The organism is Cryobacterium levicorallinum, assembly GCF_004402405.1.
GTDB classification, from domain to species: domain Bacteria; phylum Actinomycetota; class Actinomycetes; order Actinomycetales; family Microbacteriaceae; genus Cryobacterium; species Cryobacterium levicorallinum.
Genome location: NZ_SOFE01000011.1, coordinates 79,630 through 99,422, shown reverse-complemented (window position 1 = coordinate 99,422; position 19,793 = coordinate 79,630). Strand labels below are relative to the sequence as shown.

Sequence of the window (19,793 nt, the reverse complement as noted above, 5' to 3'; positions counted from 1 at the left end):
AATCAGCCAAGAAGAGAGGCCATAATCATGGCAATCACCGTTTACACGAAGCCCTCCTGCGTGCAGTGCACGGCGACTTACCGTGCTCTCGACAACAAGGGCATCGAGTACGAGGTGCGCGATCTCTCGGTCGACGAGAACGCTCTCGACGCGGTCAAGGCCCTTGGTTACCTGCAGGCGCCCGTCGTCATTACCGACGAAGAGCACTGGAGCGGCTTTCGCCCGGACAAGATCAACGCGCTCGCCGCTCGCCTCGCGTAGTTCAGATCGCACCCTCGCGCCAACACCCACAAACTCAGGATTGACTCGCACGGATGACTGACATGGTGTACTTTTCCAGCACCTCGGGCAACACCCATCGGTTTGTCGAAAAACTGGGCCGGTCGGCCGCACGCATTCCGCTCCACGCCCGCGACGAGCCGCTCGTCGTCCAGGCTCCGTTCGTGCTGTGCGTGCCCACCTATGGTGGGGGCCGTGACGGCGGGGCTGTCCCCAAGCAGGTCATCAAGTTTTTGAACAACGAGACCAACCGGTCCTTGATTCGCGGCGTCATCGGCGCCGGCAACATGAATTTCGGTACGGCCTATTGCCTGGCCGGCGACATCATCGCCGCCAAGTGCAAGGTGCCGCACCTGTATCGCTTTGAAGTATTTGGAACACCGGATGATGTACGCATCGTTCACGACGGATTGGAAGAATTTTGGAAACAACAGCCGTGAAAGTCACACCAGTGGATGCGCCGAGCATGGATTACCACTCGCTCAACGCCATGCTCAACCTGTACGGGCCGAACGGGGAGATCCAGTTCGACAAGGACCAGGAAGCCGCGCGGGAGTTCTTTCTGCAGCACGTCAACCAGAACACGGTGTTCTTCCACTCGCTGCGCGAGCGCCTCGACTACCTGGTCGAGAAGGAATACTACGAGCAGGCCGTGCTCGACCAGTACTCGTTCGAGTTCATCACGAGCCTGAACGACCTCGCTTACTCCAAGAAGTTCCGCTTCCAGAGCTTCCTCGGCGCATTCAAGTACTACACCTCGTACACGCTGAAGACTTTCGACGGCAAGCGTTATCTCGAGCGTTTCGAAGACCGCGTCGTGATGACGGCGCTGGGTCTCGCATCCGGTGATGAGAAGCTCGCCGTCGAACTGGTCGAGGAAATCATCGCCGGCCGTTTTCAGCCGGCCACCCCCACGTTCCTCAACTCCGGCAAGGCCCAGCGCGGCGAGCTCGTCTCCTGCTTCCTGCTGCGCATCGAAGACAACATGGAGTCGATCAGCCGCGGCATCAACTCCTCGCTTCAGCTGTCCAAGCGTGGCGGCGGCGTGGCCCTGCTGCTCAGTAACATCCGCGAGGCCGGCGCCCCGATCAAGCAGATCGAGAACCAGTCCAGCGGCATCATCCCCGTGATGAAGCTGCTCGAAGACTCCTTCAGCTACGCCAACCAGCTCGGTGCCCGGCAGGGAGCCGGAGCCGTCTACCTGCAGGCGCACCACCCCGACATCATGCGTTTTCTCGACACCAAGCGGGAGAACGCCGACGAGAAGATTCGCATCAAGACGCTCTCGCTCGGTGTCGTCATTCCTGACATCACCTTTGAGCTCGCCAAGAATGACGAGTGGATGTACCTCTTCTCGCCCTACGACGTGGAAAAGGTCTACGGCGTGCCCTTCGCCGATATCTCGGTGACCGAGAAGTACCACGAGATGGTCGACAACCCCCGCATCAAGAAGTCGAAGATGAAGGCGCGCGAGTTCTTCCAGACCCTCGCCGAGATTCAGTTCGAGTCCGGCTACCCGTACATCATGTTTGAAGACACGGTGAACAAGGCCAACCCGATCGACGGTCGCATCAACATGTCGAACCTCTGCTCCGAGATTCTGCAGGTGAACACCCCGACCACGTACAACGAGGACCTCTCGTACAACGAGATCGGCAAGGACATCTCCTGCAACCTCGGGTCGATGAACATCGCCCTGGCGATGGACTCCGGCAACCTCGGGCGCACCGTCAACGCCGCCATTCGTGGCCTGAACGCGGTGTCCGAGCAGAGCCACATCAGCTCGGTTCGCTCCATCGAAGACGGCAACGACCGTTCGCACGCCATCGGCCTCGGCCAGATGAACCTGCACGGCTACCTCGCCCGTGAGCGCATCTACTACGGCAGTGAAGAGAGCATCGACTTCACCAACATCTACTTCTACACGGTGTTGTTCCACGCGCTGCGCGCCTCGAACGCCCTCGCCATCGAGCGCGGTCGCACCTTCGAGGGCTTCGAAAACAGCACTTATGCCTCCGGTGCGTTCTTCGACAAGTACATCGACCAGGTCTGGGAGCCGACGACTGACCGCGGCGCCGAGCTGTTCACCCAGGCCGGAGTGTCGATTCCGACGCAGGCGGACTGGGCCGAGCTGAAGGCATCCGTTGTCGAGCACGGTATTTACAACCAGAACCTGCAGGCCGTGCCGCCGACCGGATCGATCTCGTACATCAACAACTCGACCGCGTCAATTCACCCGATCGCGGCCAAGATCGAGATTCGCAAGGAAGGCAAGCTGGGCCGCGTCTACTACCCGGCGCCGTTCATGACGAACGACAACCTGGAGTTCTACCAAGACGCCTATGAGATCGGCTACGAGAAGGTCATCGATGTCTACGCCGCGGCGACCCAGCACGTTGACCAGGGCCTCTCGCTGACGCTGTTCTTCAAGGACACCGCGACGACCCGCGACATCAACCGCGCGCAGATCTACGCATGGAAAAAGGGCATCAAGACGATCTACTACATCCGTCTGCGCCAGATGGCCCTCGAAGGCACGGAAATTGAGGGTTGCGTCTCGTGCGCGCTTTAATCTGGCGCATCGAATGATGGATTAAATTCGCTGGTCGAGCTTGCCCCGACCGCCATCGAAATACCGTGGCGGTCGGGGCAATCTCGACCAGCGGTTGGCTGGGTTTCGCATACCGGCGCCGACGAGTAACGACCCAAGCAATACCCAATAAGCAGTATCCGAAGAGGACCTCCCATGATTGACAAGCTCAAGCTGGTGTCGCACGTTGACGCGATCAACTGGAACAAGATCGAAGACGATAAAGACGTCGACGTCTGGAACCGCCTGACCAATAACTTCTGGCTGCCGGAGAAGGTTCCGCTCAGCAACGACATCCAGTCGTGGAACCAGCTGACGCCGGTGGAGCAGCAGCTCACAATGCGCGTCTTTGCGGGGCTGACCCTGCTCGACACGATCCAAGGCACAGTGGGCGCTGTCTCGCTCATCCCCGATGCGATCACCCCGCACGAAGAAGCCGTCTACACGAACATCGCCTTCATGGAGTCGGTGCACGCCAAGAGCTACTCCTCGATCTTCTCAACGCTGGCCTCCACCAAGGAGATCGACGAAGCTTTTCGCTGGTCGACCGAGAACGAGAACCTGCAGCGCAAGGCCTCGATCGTCATGGATTACTACCAGGGCGACGACCCGCTCAAGCGCAAGGTCGCCTCGGTGCTGCTCGAGTCGTTCCTGTTCTACTCGGGCTTCTACCTGCCGATGTATTTCTCCAGCCGCGCCCGCCTGACCAACACGGCCGACCTCATCCGTTTGATCATTCGTGACGAAGCCGTGCACGGCTACTACATCGGCTACAAGTTTCAGAAGGGGCTCGAAAAAGAGACGCAGGCGCGTCGCGACGAGATCAAGGATTACACCTTCAATCTCGTGTTCGAGCTGTACGAGAACGAGGTGCAGTACACGCAGGACCTCTATGACGAGGTCGGCCTGACCGAAGACGTCAAGAAGTTTCTGCACTACAACGCCAATAAGGCGCTGATGAACCTCGGCTACGAGGCGATCTTCCCGAAGGACGTCTGCGACGTGAACCCGGCGATTCTCTCCGCGCTCTCACCCAACGGCGACGAGAACCACGACTTCTTCAGCGGGTCGGGCTCCTCGTATGTGATCGGCAAGGCCGTGAACACGGAAGACGACGACTGGGACTTCTAACCACACACACGACCTCGGGAAATGCTATGCGCTCATAGCTGTTCGGAGCCGGTTGATGAAGCGGATGCCACAGCTCGCGCCGCGTCGGCTGCGCGAAACTCCTCGGGCGTGGCGAAGAAGATTGCTGGCCGCTTTGGTGTGCCGGCCGGCGTGCCGATCGTCGTGGTCCTGGCCTGAGCCTGCCAGAACGCGGGCGATATCGGTGGCAACGAGCACTGGTGTGATCGCTTCACTGGGGACTAACGTGAGGGCGTGCCCGCTGTTGTGCTCGACGCCCGGAGCGCTCACGCCGCCGGCGTGCAGCGCCTACTGCAGAGCTATCGCGCCGTCCCGGTGGCGACCCCGATTCGATTGGCCAAGTCCACCTCGAATCTGTTTCGGACCCGGACCAAAGCCCGGGGCGTAGGGCTCGACCCGTCCGGACTGACCGGCGTCATTGCTGTTGATACGGAGGCGCGAACGGCCGACGTGGCCGGCATGTGCACCTACGAAAACCTCGTTGCCGAGACGCTGCGCTACGGGTTGGCGCCGCTGGTCGTGCCGCAGTTGAAGACCATCACCCTCGGCGGCGCGGTCACCGGCCTCGGCATCGAGTCGACATCGTTCCGCAACGGCCTGCCCCACGAATCCGTGCTGGAACTGGACATCCTCACCGGCGCCGGAGAAGTGCTCACCGCATCGCGCCGCGAGAACCCCGAGCTGTACCATGCCTTCCCCAACTCCTACGGAACTCTGGGCTACGCGGTACGGCTGCGCATTGAACTCGAACCTGTCCAGCCCTTCGTCGCTCTCACGCACGTGCGGTTCCACGCGCTCGTCGACCTGGTCGCGGCGATCAACGGCATCCTGCTGACCGGCAGCCTCGACGGTGTCGCCGTCGATTATCTCGACGGTGTCGTGTTCAGCGCCGACGAAAGCTACCTCTGCGTGGGCCGGCAGACCAGCGAGCCCGGCCCCGTCAGTGACTACACCGGCCAACAGATCTACTACCGCTCCATCCGACACGAGCGCGGTGTGACAACCGACCGCCTCACGATTCACGACTACCTCTGGCGCTGGGACACCGACTGGTTCTGGTGCTCCGAGGCGTTCGGCGCGCAGCATCCGTTTATTCGCCGGTGCTGGCCCGGGCGTTACCGGCGCAGCAGCTTTTACGGAACCCTGATGAGGCTCGAACGGCGGTTTCAGATCGGCGACCTCCTCGAGAAACTGCACGGCCGGCCGCCCCGCGAGCGAGTGGTGCAAGACGTTGAGGTGCCTCTGGAGCGGTGCGCGGAATTTCTGGACTGGTTCCTCGACACGGTGCCGATTGCACCGATCTGGCTGTGCCCGCTGCGCTTGCGGGGCGATGACCGCTGGCAGCTCTACCCGATGCGACCCCGGCAGAGCTACGTCAACGTCGGGTTCTGGTCGACGGTGCCGGTCGGGTCGATCGAGGGGGAGGCCAACCGGCGCATCGAACGCAAGGTCGGCGAGCTTGACGGGCACAAGTCGCTGTACTCCGACTCGTTCTATTCCCGTGAAGACTTCGACGAACTCTACGGCGGGCAAGCCTACCGGGCCGCGAAAAAACGCTACGACCCCGATTCACGTCTCCTCGACCTCTATGCCAAGGCGGTGCAACGACAATGACGACGTTCAAAGATCGTAAAACGGATGCTTCGGCCGGCACGTTCACCATCGCGCAGGTCCTGGAGATTCTGGCCGGCGGACGCCTTCCGGTGCGGTTCACCGCCTACGACGGGAGTTCGGCCGGACCCCCGGACGCCCCGCTCGGGCTGGACCTATTGACGCCGCGCGGCACCCACTATCTCGCCACGGGCCGGGGCGACCTCGGACTGGCCCGCGCCTATATCGCCGGCGACCTCGACCTCCGCGGGGTGCACCCTGGGGACCCGTACGAACTGCTCAAGGCACTTTCCGAGAGTCTGGTTTTCACCCGGCCACCGGCGCGGCTGATGGTGGACATCATCCGCTCTATTGGAATCAGGCAGCTGCGCCCGATCGAGCCGCCGCCGGAGGAGGCGGAACCCCGCTGGCGCCGCGTTGCGGGAGGGCTACGACACAGCAAGACTCGTGACGCCGACGCGATCCACCACCACTACGACGTCTCGAACAGGTTCTACGAGTGGGTGCTTGGGTCGTCGATGACCTACACCTGCGCCTGCTACCCGAGCGGCGACGCTTCCCTGGACGAGGCGCAGGAGAACAAATACCGACTCGTGTTTGAGAAGCTGCGGCTGAGGCCGGGCGACCGGCTACTCGACGTCGGGTGCGGTTGGGGCGGCATGGTGCGCTACGCCGCCCGGCGCGGTGTGCGCGCCACCGGAGTCACGCTCTCGATCGAGCAGACCGCGTGGGCGCAGCGGGCCGTCGCCGAGGACGGCCTGAGCGATCTGGCGGAGGTTCGCTTCGGCGACTACCGCGACGTCACGGAAACCGGCTTTGATGCGATATCGTCCATCGGGCTGCTTGAGCACATCGGCGTGCGCAAATATTCGTCGTACTTCCGCTTTCTGCAGGACAGGCTGCGCCCCGGCGGCTTGCTGCTCAATCACTGCATCACCCGGCCGGAGAATCAGACCGAACCGGCGACTCGCGGGTTCATCGATCGTTATGTCTTCCCCGATGGGGAGCTCACCGGCTCGGGCCGGATCATTAGCGAAGCGCAGGATACAGGCCTCGAGGTGCTGCACGAGGAAAACCTGCGCCAGCACTACGCGCTCACTCTGCGCGACTGGGGCGCCAACCTGGTCGAGCATTGGGACGAGGCCGTCGCGGAGGTCGGGCTGCCCACCGCGAAAGTGTGGGGGCTGTACATGGCGGGTTCGAGGCTCGGCTTCGAGCGCAATGGGATCCAGTTGCACCAGGTGCTGATGACCAAGCCCCACGAGGGTGGCGCGGCCGGGGATCTGCCGTTGCGGCCGTGGTGGACGCCGTAGCAGCAGCCGGGCTCAGTACCAGTTGGACTCCTCGGAGTGTGCCCAGGCGCCACAGGGGGTGCCGTAGCGGGAAGCGATGTAGCCTAGGCCCCAGGTGATCTGGGTGGCGGGGTTCGTTTGCCAGTCGTCGCCCGCGGTCTGCATCTTGCTCCCAGGAAGCGACTGGGGAATTCCGTAGGCGCCGCTGGACGCGTTGTAGGCGCTCACCCGCCAGCCCGACTCCCGTTGCCAGAGCTGAACCAGGCAGGTGAATTCGGCGGTGCCCCAGCCCCGGGCGGCGACCTGGGTGGCGGCGATCGCCTGCGCGCCGCTGCGATCGATCACGGCTCCGGCGGGCGGTACGGGCGACGACGCGGGTGATCCGGATGACGCGGACGCCTCAGCCGCCGCGATGGCCGCAGCCTGGCGCTGCTGTTCGAGATACTGCTGATGGGCGGCCACGCCGTTTCGATACTGCCGCTCCACGTCGGCGGATGAGTTCTTCAGTGACGCGAGCTGGGCATAGAGCACCTCGCTTGCGGACTGCTTTACGACAACCTCCGCGTCGGCTGCCTGCTGGGCCGCGCGCGCAGCCGTCAGCCCGGCCAATGCTGCGGCCTGCAATCGGTCGCGCTCCGTGGTCATCGCTTCGGCTTGCGCGCTGAGCGCCTCGGCCAAGTTGCGTTCGGCATCAGCCTCCGCGGTGAGCCGCCCCGCCTGCTCCGTGAGTCGCTCCATCGTGCCGAGCCGAAACAGCAGGTCGTCGGAGTGCGTGCTGTCGAAGAAGGCGCCCAGACTCAAATCGGTGCCTGCGGCTCGGTAAAGCTGGGCCCCCAACGCGCCCAGTCGGGTGCTGCTGTCGACAGAGCGAGCGGATGCGGCATCCGCTTGAACGGAGAGCACCGTCTGCTGGGCTGCGGCTGCGCTGTAATCCGCCTGTGTTTGTTCATGGGCGGCGCCGAGCGCTACGGCGTCGTCGGCGAGGGTGGCGGTGCGGGTCTGCAACTCGTCGAGCGCGAGTTCGATCGCGGCTACCTCGGCGAGAGTGGCGGCGACGCTGCTCTTGGCGGCTTCCACCTGCTCCCAGGTCGGGTAATCGGCGGCGGCGGCGGAACTCGTGGTGACGCTGCCGGCCGCGATGGCGGCGGCGGTCACGAGGCAGAGTAACATGCCCGGTTGTTTCATGGAACTTAGTCCTCACCCCGTAGAGGGCGAGTTTAGCCGCCCGACCCGGGAAAACCGGTGGGTGGGTAAATCCGCGCGGACGGCGACGGTCACAACGGATGCTCCCGGCTCTGCCTACAGGTTCGCGCCGCACGTCGTCGATCGGGCCGAGTCGAGCCTTTAGGGGAAGGTTTGACGAGCTTTTGGGGGCACGTTTGACGAGGTTTTAGGGGAAGGTTTAACGGGGCTTGAGGGGCACGTTTACCGCTTGCCGGGATTAGGCAGGGTCCCAAGGTAGGGGCTGATCAGACGGAACCGGGGCGAGGGGAATCACCACCACCGGACGATGCTGACGGTGCGCCAACTGGGCCGCCACCGAACCGTTGATGAACTCCTGCAGGCTGGCCCGCAAGGTCGCCTCCCTAGTTCCGACCACGATCATCGCGGCACTCAGCGTGTCTGCCAATTCGCCGAGGGCCCCGGCCGGATTGCCGGCCAGGGCCCGGGTGCTCCAGGTGAGCCTGCATCCGTCGAGAAGCACGGCCAGGTGCGCCGCGAGATCCGGGTCGAATCTCGCCTCCGCACGTTCGGGCGAGTCCGCAGTGAATGGCAGACTCGTCATCGTTCCGTCGCCCAGGTCGTAGACCCGGTACTGGCCGGCGTCGACGGATGCGCACACCAGCTCCGCGTTGAAGCGCGCCGCGAATATGGCCGCCTGCACGACGACGGTATCCGCTTGGCCGGGCACTACCCCAACAATCACGCACGCGCTCATGCTGTCCTCCTTTACTCAAGGGCCCGCAGACGAACCGGAACGCCTGCCGAACAGCGGGTCACCGTCAGCATGGCAGACCCCGCCCCGATTTGCCGTTTGGCGGATACAGAGATTTTCGTCCAGCGACGAGCAGGACTTCAGGCGTTCGGTACGGTGGATTTTTCAGTTCGGCCTCCGAACAAATCGACCAAGGCGAAGGCCAGGGCAACGGCGATGAGTGCCAACGCGACCAGGATGCCGCTGAAGAAGCCGTCACGAAACACCTGCACGCGATCAGGCTGGCTCGCCTCCGCGTACAACATCGCGTAGAAGGTCGAGATTATGGCCGCGACTCCGATCGCGGTTCCCACTCGCTGACCGACCTGGGCCATCGACCCGGCGACACCGCCCTGAGTGACCGGAACGTCGCTCAGGGTGAGCGTCTGATTCGGCGAAATGACGAGGCCACCGCCGGCGCCGGTCATAGTCATGGCTGCGGCGATGAGCCACGGAGCGAGGTTCACCGAGGCGAACAGTCCAGCAAGCAGAACGAGCACAAAGCCGATCATGACCGTGACCAGGCCGGCGGCGACGAGCTGGCGGCCCCAGCGAAATACCAGGCGACCGCCGATCCACGACGTAACGGCGGAGGCGAGAGCAAATGAGATGCTGACCATTCCGGCGAAGACGGGTTCCAGCCCGAGGCCCTGCTGCAAAAAGAGGGTGACCAGCAGAAAGTACGGTGGAATCGCCGCAAAATATGCCGTCGAAATCAGTATCCCGTTGCGATAGGACGCCGTGCGAAAGAGCGAGAAATCTATAACGGGTGACTTGCCGATCTGCTGGTATCGCCGTTCCCACCAGAAGAATGCGGCACCGGACAGGCCGAAGACAATGAGCCAGAACCAGCGGTTGTGGTCATCCGTTGGCGAACCGGTCGTCAGCACGAACGGGAGCATGAGGCCGAGGGTGGCAATTCCGAGCAAGAGGATGCCGACCAGGTCCAGTCCGGTCTGCTCCCGCGCATGACTCTGACGTTTCGGAAGCACGCGCATCGCGAAAAAGAGTGCCAGCAGGCTCAACGGCACGTTCATCCAAAACGACAGACGCCATCCGTTCTCTGGGCCGCCCACGGCGATCAGGAGGCCACCCAGCGTCGGCCCGAAGGCCGTCGAAATTCCAATGACCGCGCCAAACAAGCCGAATGCGTGCCCTCGTGCCGCGCCCTGGTAGAGCTGCTGGATCAGCCCGAGTACCTGCGGCATCTGGATTCCCGCAGCAATTCCCTGCACGATGCGCGCTACTATCAGGAACTCGATCGTGGGCGCGATCGCGCACAGGATGCTCGCGACCGTAAATGAACTGAGACCCACGATGAACATGAGTCGCCGGGAATGAATGTCGCCCAGCCGACCGGACGGTACCAGCGCAAGCCCGAAAGCGAGGGCGTAACCAGCGACGATCAGCTGGAGTTCGGTGGTACCGCCGCCGAGCGACTGTTCGATGGCGGGCAGGCCAACATTGATCTTGGACAGGTCGAGAATGGTGAGCGATGCAACTCCGACGCAGACCCAGAAGGCTTGCCGCTTCAGCCGGTCGGCATGTTCGGAACTCGGATGGGGTGTATTCGGCATGTTCCACTCACTCTAAAGCCGGGGTGCGGAGCCGGCATCGTCTGGGGCGCGTGACAGCACCCTGTCGGGGCCTGACCGTGACGAAGGTTACCGAATTCTGGGCGGTATTTTGAGGGCCACTCTGCCGCGAACTTTGTCCTTCTCGGCCTGTCAGAACAGGGTGTTGGGTTCACCCACGGGGCCGCCTGGCCGGGGGGTCGAGTCCTCGGCGGTTGGAGCAGCGGTGGTGGGCTTCGCCGCCGTAGTCGCGTTGAGCCCCGTGGCTACGTAGACGACCATTGGGCCGCGGCGAGGGCTATCTGGGGCAAAATCGATGAGCTTTCGAGTCCTCAGGCGTGTCAGCCGATTCCGTGCGGTGACGACATCGCAGTCAAGATAGTTGCGGACGTCCTCGTTCGAAATGCGATCGTGACGTTTGAGGTGGCGGAGGAGTTTTTCATCGTCGGCGTCGATGCTATCTGTGCGGTACGTCAGTGCCGAACGCAGACCAGCGATCGTGCGCGATGAGAGTAGGTAGTTCGGGTGCGCCCGTCGCGTTGTGCTCTTCGTGGGTTGGATGAGCTCGGCAGTATGCATCCGGATTAGGATTCTCTGCGTGTCATTCGGGTTTCGCTGGAGCCTTGTCGAAACTGTGTCAGCGTTCACTGACCGGTTGTGCCTCAGCGCGGTTAGAACAGTGAGTACGTCGACATCAGTTGCGAGGGCGTCTGGCATTGCGGAGCTTCTCAGAAATCGCGCGAAAGCCTCATCACCGGCGCCGCCAATGAGCGCCACTCGGAACCGAGGCCCGTCTTCGAAGGCGGGTGGCTCTTTACCCAGGAGGGCGACGGATCGGAAAATCCGGTCGAAACCGAGTCCGCTCATTTCTGCCAATCGAAGCCTGGCCATGTGCCCGGCTAGTTTGGGGTTTCGTGGTGACGCGGCATCATGCAAGAGGCGGTCGACGCGGAGGGATGGCAGGAGGCCGCCTGGGCTCGTGACGACCAGCTCCTCGGGGCTGTGGATGATCTCGACGACGCCAGTGGCCTCCCAGTCTCGGTGCGCGAAGGCATTGGCAATAACCTCGCGAAGTGCGTCTCTCGGGTAGTCGACGAGTTCGATTTGTTCGGCGCCGACACGAATAAACTGGCTGCGCGCAAGTGAGCCAACAGTCGTGAGGAGTTGGTCGAGCAGTAGCACTAACGGCAAAGACGTGTCGTCTCGTCGCATCAGAATTCGGGGGTCGCCTCCCAAACTGGGGCGCGATTGCACGCTGACTCCCCATCGAAAGATTGTCTTCAGGGCCTCGGGATTTCCGTAAAGCAGCACTGCGGCACGATTCGGTCCCCCGTTCGCAGTCGCGAGTTCGGTCGCCTTGGCGAAGGCGGGGAAGTCTGAGAGGGCGATTGACGCTAACTCGTCATTGCCATTCAGTGAGAGGAGCTGGGCGCCTCTCTCGATGGCTGCCCGGGACAGTTGACTCCACTCTATGCTTGCTGGTTCGGCGGACCAGTCGCGCCCTTGTCGAATGGCTCTGAGGCCACGGAGCTGCTCGCCTTCGAGGGCGACGCAGCGGTCGTTGAGGCGGATCTTGTAGACGCCCTCCGTTGTGCTGTAGACGTCGCTCCCGTCCGGGACGCCCAGCACCAGGATGCTCTTGCCGTCCACAATTAGTGTGTGGGGGTGAACCGTGATCGACGGGCTTGTGCGGGCGTGCATGTTGTTGACGATGTCATTGATGAGCCATTTTGTGGTGTCGACTCCGACTATTGCTTCAGATCGCGTCGCTGCTTTATCCTTCACGCCGATGATGAGAATGCCGCCATTTTGCGCATTGGCGAAACAGACGACGGATTCGGCGAGGTCCTTGAGGAATTTTTCGGGAGCCAGTCGGTCACCGCTCGGTGGGGTCTGCTTGAAGTCAAGCCTTGTGCCCCCGAGCGAATCAGCGTCCCAGCCGTCCCCAATCTCGGCCAATGCTGACTCAGCTTCCTCGCGTACTGTCATAGCCAAATGATAACAGGTATGATACGACCGCACTAGGTATCTCGTGTCATACTCGAATCATTTGTGAGGTGCCGCCTATGGCCCTCAGCCTGCGCGGCGGGTGAGTCGTAGCCGCGGATCAGGTGCCACCGCGGAGGGCAGTAATCGGCTCGATGTTGGAGGCGCGCACGGCGGGATAGGCGCCCGCGGCGAGGCCGACGACCGTTCCGAGCAGGGCGGCCCCGATCGCGACGAACGGGTCGAGAATCGGGGTCCAGCCCTGCAGCAATGAGACGGCGACGACCGCGAAGACCCCGAGGGCCGAGCCGATCAACCCGCCGAGCAGGCCGATCACGGCCGACTCTACGATGAACTGCCGGGCAATGTCGTGCCCGGTCGCGCCGAGCGCCCGGCGCAGGCCGATCTCGCCGACCCGCTCCATTACCGAGAGCAGGGTGACGTTAGCGATGCCGAGGCCGCCGGCGAGCAGCGCAAGAATGCCGAGGGTGAGAAAGACGATGTTGATGTCGGCCTGAATGTTGTCCTGCAGCGATGACGCCGCGGCGGGCGCCTGCACCGTGAAATTCTCCGGAGCGCTCGGGTCCAGTGCGATCGGCGCCTGTCGCGATACCAGAGTGCCGGCACCGACCTGAATTTGCACGTGCAGTTCGGCCGGGGCGGTCAGGCCGAACTGCACGCGGGCAGTGTTCAGCGGCACGATGACGGCGTCGAGCAGGTTGGCACGACGTTCGACGCCGTCGATGATGCCGATGACGGTGTACGACACCTCGCCGATGAAGATCGACGGCTGGCTGTCGACCCGGTTGACGCCGAGCGTTTCGGCGGCCCGCTCCCCGAGCACGGCCACCCGGTCGCCGCGCTCGTCGTGGCCGGCGTCGAAGAAGCGTCCGGTGACGACCTGCCCGCGCACCGCGGCGAGCAGTCCAGATGAGGCGGCGATGACGGCGGGGCTCAGTGTTTGCGCGGCCGAAGGATCATTGACCGGAACGGATGTCACGGCCTGGCCGGCAACATCGACATCCGCCACGAGACCCGCGCGTTCTACCCCGGCCAGCCGATCGACCCGCTCCGGGGCATCCCAGGGGAGCCGGCCGGTCGCTTGTTCGGTGCCGCTCGAATTGCGGGTCGAGGCCGGCTCGATCATGATCTGGGTCGCCGAGACCGCGTCGAACTGGTTGGAGATCTGCCCGGCGGCGGTCTGCGCGAATCCGATGGTGACCACGAAGGAGGCGATGCCGAGCACGGTACCGAGGGTGGTCATGACGAGCCGGCTGGGCCGGGCGCCGACGCCGTAGCTTGCCTCGACCAGCAGGTCCTGCACCGAGAACCGGTCGGTCCGGCGAATAACCGGCACGATGTTGGGTGGGCCGGAGAGTGCGGCGACCTGTTTGTCGGTGGTGGCTGGGTGAGCGGATGCTGCGGCGGAGGATTCAGTGGCGGCCGATTCTGCACCGGCTGGCATTGCGACGGCTCTGGGCGCTGAGGCCGTCAGCTCAGCGGCATCGTCGTTCAGCGAGTCAGAGCCACCGCGGGGCGCAGGCACCGCCTCGTCGACCGCGGCGGTGCCTGCGGAACGGCGGCGCAGCATCCGCTTAAAGGAGAACGTCATGACAGCTCGCTCAAGCGACCGTCGGTGATGCGCACGCGGCGGCCGGCCCGATCGCTGACAGCTTGGTCGTGGGTGATGACGATGAGGGTGAGGCCGTCGGCGTGCAGCTCTTCGAACAGGTCCATCACCTCGCTGCCGGTGGTTTCGTCGAGGTTTCCGGTGGGTTCGTCGGCGAGCAGCAGCTCGGGCGACGCGACCACGGCGCGCGCGACGGCGACCCGCTGGCGCTCGCCGCCGGAGAGGGTGCCGGGCAGAAAGTTGAGGCGATGATTGAGGCCCACCCGGTCGAGGGCTGCTCGGGCCCGGTCTTCGCGCTCGCCGCGCGGAACTCCGCTGTACAGGGTGGCGAGCAGTACGTTGTCGAGCACGGTGCGGTGTGGCAGCAGGTGGAAGGCCTGAAAGACGAAGCCGATGGTGCCGCCGCGCACGATGGCGCGCTGCTTTTCGTCGAGCAGGCTGGTAGAGGTGCCGTCGAGGTGGTACTCGCCGACGCTCGGCCGGTCGAGCAGGCCGAGCAGGTTGAGCATGGTGGACTTGCCGGATCCGCTTGGTCCGACGATCGACAGGTAGTCGCCGCGTTCAACCCGCAGGTTGACCGATTTGAGCGCCTGCACCTCGGGCGGGCCGGGAAACGACCTCGTGACGTTGACCAGTTCGACGACCGGGGCCGCGATCACCGGCCCACCACGACGAGGTCCCCGACCGCCAGCGAGCCGTCGACGGCGGTGATCTCGACGAATCCTTCGGCGGCGAGCCCGGTGGTGACCTCGACCAGCACGGTTTCCGCGCCCTCGCCGGGGTCGAATTCGACCCGGGATTCGCCGCCGGGACCGGCGGTGAGCGCGGCGAGCGGAACGGCGAGCACCTCGCCCTCGGTCGAACTGACCGGGATGCGCACGCGCACGTTACTGCCCTGCACGGCCTGGATCTGCTCGTCGGTGAGCGCGTCGGGGGCGAACAATACGGTGAAGCGGCCGCTAGCTGGTGCACTACTTGTTGCTGCACCGCTGGCCGGTTCGGCTGGCAGGATCGAGGTGATCGTGGCGCCCTGGTCGCCGTCGGGCATGGCGAGAATGGCCGGGGCCCCGACTTCAAGCAGGGCGGCGTCGCTGGCGGTCGCCGATCCGGAGATGACCAGGGTCGCGCCCGAAACCCGCATGACCGGTCCGGTGATGCTCGATCCGCGTTTCACGCTGATCTCGTCGACCCGGCGGGGCAGTCCCGGCAGGTAGAGCACTTCGCCGGCGGGCAGGTAGGCCAGCGCACCGTCGCGCGCGTCGCTCAGGGTCTCCCCGGCGCGGGTCAGCTCGGCCTTGGCCGCGGTAACGGCGGCCGTCTCCGCGCTCGAGTCCCGCGGGGCTAGGGCCTGGACTCGGCGCGCGACGGCAAGGGTGACGGCCTCGGCGGCATCCGCTATCTCATTAGGGGTGCCGTCGGCCCGGGCAGAAGCGAGCGCCCGCTCGGCGCTGCGCACAAGGTTGCCCTGCTCGACCACGTCGACGTTGGACGCCGCGCCCTGAGCGGTGGCGAGTGCGTTATTGGCGCTGTCAACGGATGCCTGCGCGCTCGAGACGCCGGCTTCGGCGCCGCTCACCGCGCCGGCGACCTCGGAGCCGCCGGTGGGGGCCGGGTAGCCGACCTTGGCGTAGAGCGCGGTGACCGCGCTCGCGGTCTGGGCGTCGAACACGTCGGAGTCCAGCGCACCGGCATCGATTCCGGCCACGCTCAAACCCTGCTTGAGCTGCAGCACGTCGGGGCCGGACACTCCGACCCGCAGGGTGCGGTAGACCGGCAGGTCGCCCGGCAACACGATCACCGGGCGGCCGGTGACCTCGAGCGCGATCGACGCGGTGTCGAAGATTGCGGCGACCTCGGGCACCTGCCCGGTGACGATGGGCGGCCCGGCGAGTTCGCCGGTTTCGATGCTCACTTCGACTGAGTCGGCGTAGGTCGCGTCGCCGCGCATGGTGACGTCGTTGGCGAGCGTGCGGTTTTCTATGGGAACGGTGATGAGTCCGGCGGCGGGAGCATCGGCATCCGCTGCCGCCTGCCCGGGCGAGACGATCAGCTGGCCGAGTCCGAGGCCGGCCACGAGAGCGACGATGGCGACGGTGGCCATGACCCAGATCACCCGGTTGCCGACGAACAGGCGGCGCCAGCCCTGGCTGCGCGAGTGGGGTTTCGGCGCGACCGATTCGGCGGCGGGCGCCAACTCGTCGGGCGCACTCGTTCGTCGACCGAACCGGCGCGACACCTACTTGCCTTGCTCGGTGTCTGCGATGAGCGCGTCCAGCTCGGACTTGTGATCAATGATGAACTGCTCTTCGAGGTCATACTGCACACTCATCGAGGCGTCGGTGTAGTCAATCTTTTCGGCGCAGGTGAAGTCGGCCATGGCGACGGCGAGTTCCTTGTCCCGCATCTCGGCGAGCACCGTCTCATCGGGGCCGGCGCCGGTTTGGTTTTCGTAGAGCTCACTCTGCGCGGTCGAAATCGACTCCTGCGCGTCCGCCTTCTTGGTGAAGGTTGCATAGCCGGCGTCGGCCATGCACGCTGCCCACTCGGAATCGAGCTTCACGAGCGTGGGGGAGGACTGGGCTGCTTCGTACATGGCGCTCATCGCTTCATAGAGGGCTGCATGTTCGTCCTGTGAGGGCTGGTCGCCGTTGATCTCGTGACTGGCGAAACCTTGGCAGCCCGACGTCTCCCAGTTGTACTCGTAAGAACCGTCCTCGCCCATCTCTTCCTCGGTGGGCGGCGCGCCATAGAGCACCTCGTAGTACGCGGCTTGCTCGCCCTCGGAGAGGCTCGTGACGTAGTCCTGGTTCGGGTCGACGAACTCTTGGCTCTGCTCCTGCTGCTCGGCGATCTGCTCTGGCGATTGACTCATGCCGTAACCGTTTTCGGCGACCCACTTCTCGGTGCCATATTCTTCGCCGTCGTCGGCGCTCATCATGCCGCTGTACTGCGAGTTGTCGACCGGAACGTAGTCGAAGCCCTCGTCAGCCATGCAGGTCGCAGTCAGTTCTTCCTGCTCGTTCTGCTGCGCCAACATGAAGTCTTCGTCGTAGCCCTCGTTCATCACCGACATGTACTTGGTCAGCGGGCTCTCGGCCGGGTCGAGCTTGGCTCCCGCCTGGTCAGAGCTGCACCCAGCGAGCGTCAATGAGAGCAGTGTAGTAGCGGCGATGGCCGTGAGCAGCGAGCGTTGGCGCATGAATTTCCCCTTTTAATACGATGGCGACGATGCCCGTTTCCCCATAAGGTACCGCATTGCTGTGGCCGATTGGGGGTGAACGCCGCTTTGCAGCAGTACAAGAACCATACCGCTCGGTCTGTTTTGTACGCAAAGTCAGGGAAGGGATGGCGAGCGGCGTACGGAGTGCAGGCTGGGCCAGCTGCGGGCGAACGGATGCTGCGGTGCGGGCGGGTGCGGCGGCATCCGTTTGCGCAACGTGGGTTTTCGGGCGCAGCCGACCTCGAGCGTTTGGGAGCTACCCCGCGGGGGCCGCCGGGTCATCGCCGCGGGTCCACGCGATGGCAATGAGCCGGCGCAGCACGTCGAGGGTCTTGCCGTCGTCGTGGCGGCGGGCGGGCGTTACCGCGTCGAGGAAATCCTCGACGGAGGATACGGTCGATTGCGTCTTGTTTGCGGCCATGGCCTCAGTTTTGCGCGTGCGGGCCTCTTCTGCTGCCGGGCCGAAACTCGACTCGTCGATCCCGGCGCGTGCGCCACACAGCCGCGGCATGCTTCGGGCGGATATGGTGGGCAGCAAGGAGTCGCCTCCCGGTTACACGTGATTGGAAACAGCACCATGGCCCAAAATCCCAAACAGAGCAACAAGGTTGCCCGAGCGGCAAGCTCAGGCATGCGGAACGCACGGTTCAGCGCTGAAGCGGATACCGCCGCGGCAAGAGCCCGCGCCCTGAGGGCCAGCCACCTGGAGAAAAAGAAGCCCGGCAAGTAGCTTTGCGGGTCAGCTGCTGCCGCGCAGGTAGGCCAGCTGCGCGCGAACGGATGCCTCGGCGGCGAACCTCACCGCGGCATCCGTTTGGGCGTAGACCACGTCGGTGACCTGAGCCGTGCTCGCATCGTCGCCAAGCTCTCGCAGGGCGGCACGCACCTGGTCGAGACGCTCGCGCCGGTGGGCGAGGTAGGTGTCGCAGCTGGCGGCGAGGTTGGGCAGCACCGGGCCGTGGGCCGGCAGCACAATGGCCGGGCCGAGCGCGCGCAGACGTTCGAGTGAGGCGAGGTAGTCGGCGAGGGTGCCGTCGATGATGGAGGTTCCGCGGCCGAGAATGGTGTCGCCGGTGAGCACCGAGCCGGTCGGGCCGTCGTCCGGCAGGTGCAGGCAGACGGAATCGTCGGTGTGCCCGGGGGTGTGCACGATGTGGATGCTGGTGCCGCCAGCGTCGATCAGTTCACCGTCGGCGAGGGGGTCGCCGCCCAGGCAATACGCCGGATCGAACGCCCGCACCGGGACTCCGGTCAGTTCGGCGAACCGTGCGCTCGCGGCTGTGTGGTCGGCGTGCCGATGGGTCACGAGCACTAGTGTGACCCGCCCAGTCGCGGCGAGGGCAGCGAGGTGGCCATCGTCGAGGGGACCGGGGTCAACCACGACGATGTCGGTCGTGCCGGGCGCGGCAATGATGTACGAATTGGTGCCGTCGAGGGTCATCGGCCCCGCGTTCGGAGCGAGCAGGCTGCGGGTGAATGGGCTCGTGCGCTGCGGTTGTGCGTCGTGGTCGGGCATAGCTCGCAGCTTAGTGTCGGTGTCGGTGCCGATGCCGGGGGTCGGCGTTAGGGTGGGGGAACCCGATCGATGAGGACGACGCGATGACGCGAGATGCACAGACCGGCCCGGTTCCGATCGGGGATGGTGCGAGCCCGGCTGCGCCTCTCGGGGTGGCCGCGACGGTGGTGTTGCTGCGTGACGGTGCCGAGGGGCCCGAGGTGTTGCTGCTCGAACGTCCGCGCCATCGCGGGTCGTTTGCCGGTGCCTGGGTGTTTCCCGGTGGTGGCGTTGATCCGGAGGACCGATTACTAACGGATGCCGCGGATGTCGCGGCGTCGGGTGGCAGCGGAGCGACCGCCGCCGAGGGTACCGAGGCTATGATCGTCGGCGCGGATGCTGGTGATTCTGCTGACTCGGACGACCCTATCGCCCCGGCGGCAGCCGAGGCCGTCGAACAGCTCGCCGCCCGCCGGGCCGCCGTGCGCGAGGTGCGGGAGGAGACCGGGCTCGAGGTGTCGCCGGATGCGCTCGTCTCGACCGCGCTGTGGATTCCGCCCCCGATCGCGCCGAAGCGCATGCGCACCTGGTTTTACCTCACGGCGGCACCGGCCGGTATCATTGTGCTCGCCGAAGATGAGGTCATCGACTACGCCTGGCTTCGACCCGCGATCGCGCTGGAGCGGCACGCATCCGCTGTGATGACGCTCGTGGCACCGACCTGGGTGACGCTGCACGGGCTGCAGGGGTTCGAGTCGGTGGCCGCGATCGTGGCGCATTTCACCGGGCGTGGGTTGGCGCACTACGAGACCCGACTCGGAGCGAGCGAGCGTGGGCAAGTGCTGTTCTGGGCGGGCGATGTGGCCTACGACGACCAGGCCCACATCGAGCAGGAAGGGGGCCGGCATCGGCTGGAGATCGGCCAGGTCCCGTGGGTGTACACGGCGAGCGATCGGGCGTAACGCCTCAGCCGCTCGTCTGGCTGCTCGATT

Annotated in this window: 18 protein-coding genes; 8 read left to right on the top strand and 10 right to left on the bottom strand. The window is 64.7% G+C overall.

Annotation, left to right across the window (positions count from 1 at the left end):
• Positions 1-27 precede the first annotated feature (27 nt).
• The 7 genes from nrdH (at position 28) to E3O11_RS05805 (ending at position 6,942) form a co-directional block, all read left to right on the top strand.
• Positions 28-261, top strand: a complete 234-nt coding sequence (gene nrdH, locus E3O11_RS05830) for a glutaredoxin-like protein NrdH (protein ID WP_092448338.1) — start codon at positions 28-30, stop codon at positions 259-261.
• A 53-nt stretch (positions 262-314) separates the two neighbouring features.
• Positions 315-719, top strand: coding sequence for a class Ib ribonucleoside-diphosphate reductase assembly flavoprotein NrdI (nrdI, locus tag E3O11_RS05825; RefSeq protein ID WP_092448337.1), 405 nt, complete (start codon positions 315-317; stop codon positions 717-719).
• Between the two features lie 26 nt (positions 720-745).
• Positions 746-2,851: a class 1b ribonucleoside-diphosphate reductase subunit alpha gene (gene nrdE, locus E3O11_RS05820; protein ID WP_092448466.1), complete on the top strand. Its 2,106-nt coding sequence runs from the start codon at positions 746-748 to the stop codon at positions 2,849-2,851.
• A gap of 174 nt (positions 2,852-3,025) precedes the next feature.
• Complete coding sequence (gene nrdF, locus E3O11_RS05815) at positions 3,026-4,000, top strand: class 1b ribonucleoside-diphosphate reductase subunit beta (RefSeq protein WP_092448336.1); 975 nt, start codon at positions 3,026-3,028, stop codon at positions 3,998-4,000.
• 21 nt (positions 4,001-4,021) lie between these two features.
• On the top strand, positions 4,022-4,177 hold the full coding sequence (locus E3O11_RS17545; RefSeq protein WP_166787501.1) for a hypothetical protein: 156 nt from the start codon (positions 4,022-4,024) through the stop codon (positions 4,175-4,177).
• Positions 4,178-4,252: 75 nt separating this feature from the next.
• Positions 4,253-5,632, top strand: a complete 1,380-nt coding sequence (locus E3O11_RS05810; protein WP_092448335.1) for an FAD-binding oxidoreductase — start codon at positions 4,253-4,255, stop codon at positions 5,630-5,632.
• Positions 5,629-6,942 carry a class I SAM-dependent methyltransferase gene (locus E3O11_RS05805; RefSeq protein ID WP_092448334.1) on the top strand — a complete coding sequence of 438 codons (1,314 nt, stop codon included), beginning with the start codon at positions 5,629-5,631 and terminating at the stop codon, positions 6,940-6,942. Before E3O11_RS05810 ends, E3O11_RS05805 begins: the two co-directional genes overlap by 4 nt.
• A gap of 12 nt (positions 6,943-6,954) precedes the next feature.
• Here E3O11_RS05805 and E3O11_RS05800 read toward each other — a convergent pair whose 3' ends face one another.
• The 10 genes from E3O11_RS05800 to E3O11_RS05755 form a co-directional block, all read right to left on the bottom strand.
• On the bottom strand, positions 6,955-8,106 hold the full coding sequence (locus E3O11_RS05800) for a coiled-coil domain-containing protein (RefSeq protein ID WP_134495434.1): 1,152 nt from the start codon (positions 8,104-8,106) through the stop codon (positions 6,955-6,957).
• Between the two features lie 256 nt (positions 8,107-8,362).
• Positions 8,363-8,860: a universal stress protein gene (locus tag E3O11_RS05795; protein ID WP_092448332.1), complete on the bottom strand. Its 498-nt coding sequence runs from the start codon at positions 8,858-8,860 to the stop codon at positions 8,363-8,365.
• A gap of 137 nt (positions 8,861-8,997) precedes the next feature.
• Positions 8,998-10,473 (bottom strand): MFS transporter, encoded by a 1,476-nt coding sequence (locus E3O11_RS05790; RefSeq protein ID WP_092448331.1) that lies wholly within the window; start codon positions 10,471-10,473, stop codon positions 8,998-9,000.
• 150 nt (positions 10,474-10,623) lie between these two features.
• On the bottom strand, positions 10,624-12,459 hold the full coding sequence (locus tag E3O11_RS05785) for an RNA-binding domain-containing protein (protein ID WP_092448330.1): 1,836 nt from the start codon (positions 12,457-12,459) through the stop codon (positions 10,624-10,626).
• A gap of 118 nt (positions 12,460-12,577) precedes the next feature.
• Positions 12,578-14,068 (bottom strand): ABC transporter permease, encoded by a 1,491-nt coding sequence (locus tag E3O11_RS05780; RefSeq protein WP_241994663.1) that lies wholly within the window; start codon positions 14,066-14,068, stop codon positions 12,578-12,580.
• Positions 14,065-14,745 (bottom strand): ABC transporter ATP-binding protein, encoded by a 681-nt coding sequence (locus E3O11_RS05775; protein ID WP_198415554.1) that lies wholly within the window; start codon positions 14,743-14,745, stop codon positions 14,065-14,067. Before E3O11_RS05775 ends, E3O11_RS05780 begins: the two co-directional genes overlap by 4 nt.
• Positions 14,742-16,322 carry an efflux RND transporter periplasmic adaptor subunit gene (locus tag E3O11_RS05770; protein WP_241994662.1) on the bottom strand — a complete coding sequence of 527 codons (1,581 nt, stop codon included), beginning with the start codon at positions 16,320-16,322 and terminating at the stop codon, positions 14,742-14,744. Before E3O11_RS05770 ends, E3O11_RS05775 begins: the two co-directional genes overlap by 4 nt.
• Positions 16,323-17,285 (bottom strand): hypothetical protein, encoded by a 963-nt coding sequence (locus tag E3O11_RS05765; RefSeq protein WP_092448328.1) that lies wholly within the window; start codon positions 17,283-17,285, stop codon positions 16,323-16,325. It lies immediately after the preceding gene.
• Positions 17,286-17,562: 277 nt separating this feature from the next.
• Positions 17,563-17,844 carry a hypothetical protein gene (locus tag E3O11_RS05760; RefSeq protein ID WP_134478189.1) on the bottom strand — a complete coding sequence of 94 codons (282 nt, stop codon included), beginning with the start codon at positions 17,842-17,844 and terminating at the stop codon, positions 17,563-17,565.
• 201 nt (positions 17,845-18,045) lie between these two features.
• The gene (locus E3O11_RS05755) at positions 18,046-18,822 is read right to left on the bottom strand and encodes an MBL fold metallo-hydrolase (RefSeq protein WP_092448326.1); all 777 of its coding nucleotides are present in this window, start codon (positions 18,820-18,822) and stop codon (positions 18,046-18,048) included.
• Positions 18,823-18,905: 83 nt separating this feature from the next.
• Between E3O11_RS05755 and E3O11_RS17540 the strand changes: the two genes are divergently transcribed.
• Positions 18,906-19,763 carry an NUDIX hydrolase gene (locus tag E3O11_RS17540; protein WP_166787500.1) on the top strand — a complete coding sequence of 286 codons (858 nt, stop codon included), beginning with the start codon at positions 18,906-18,908 and terminating at the stop codon, positions 19,761-19,763.
• Positions 19,764-19,793 lie beyond the last annotated feature (30 nt).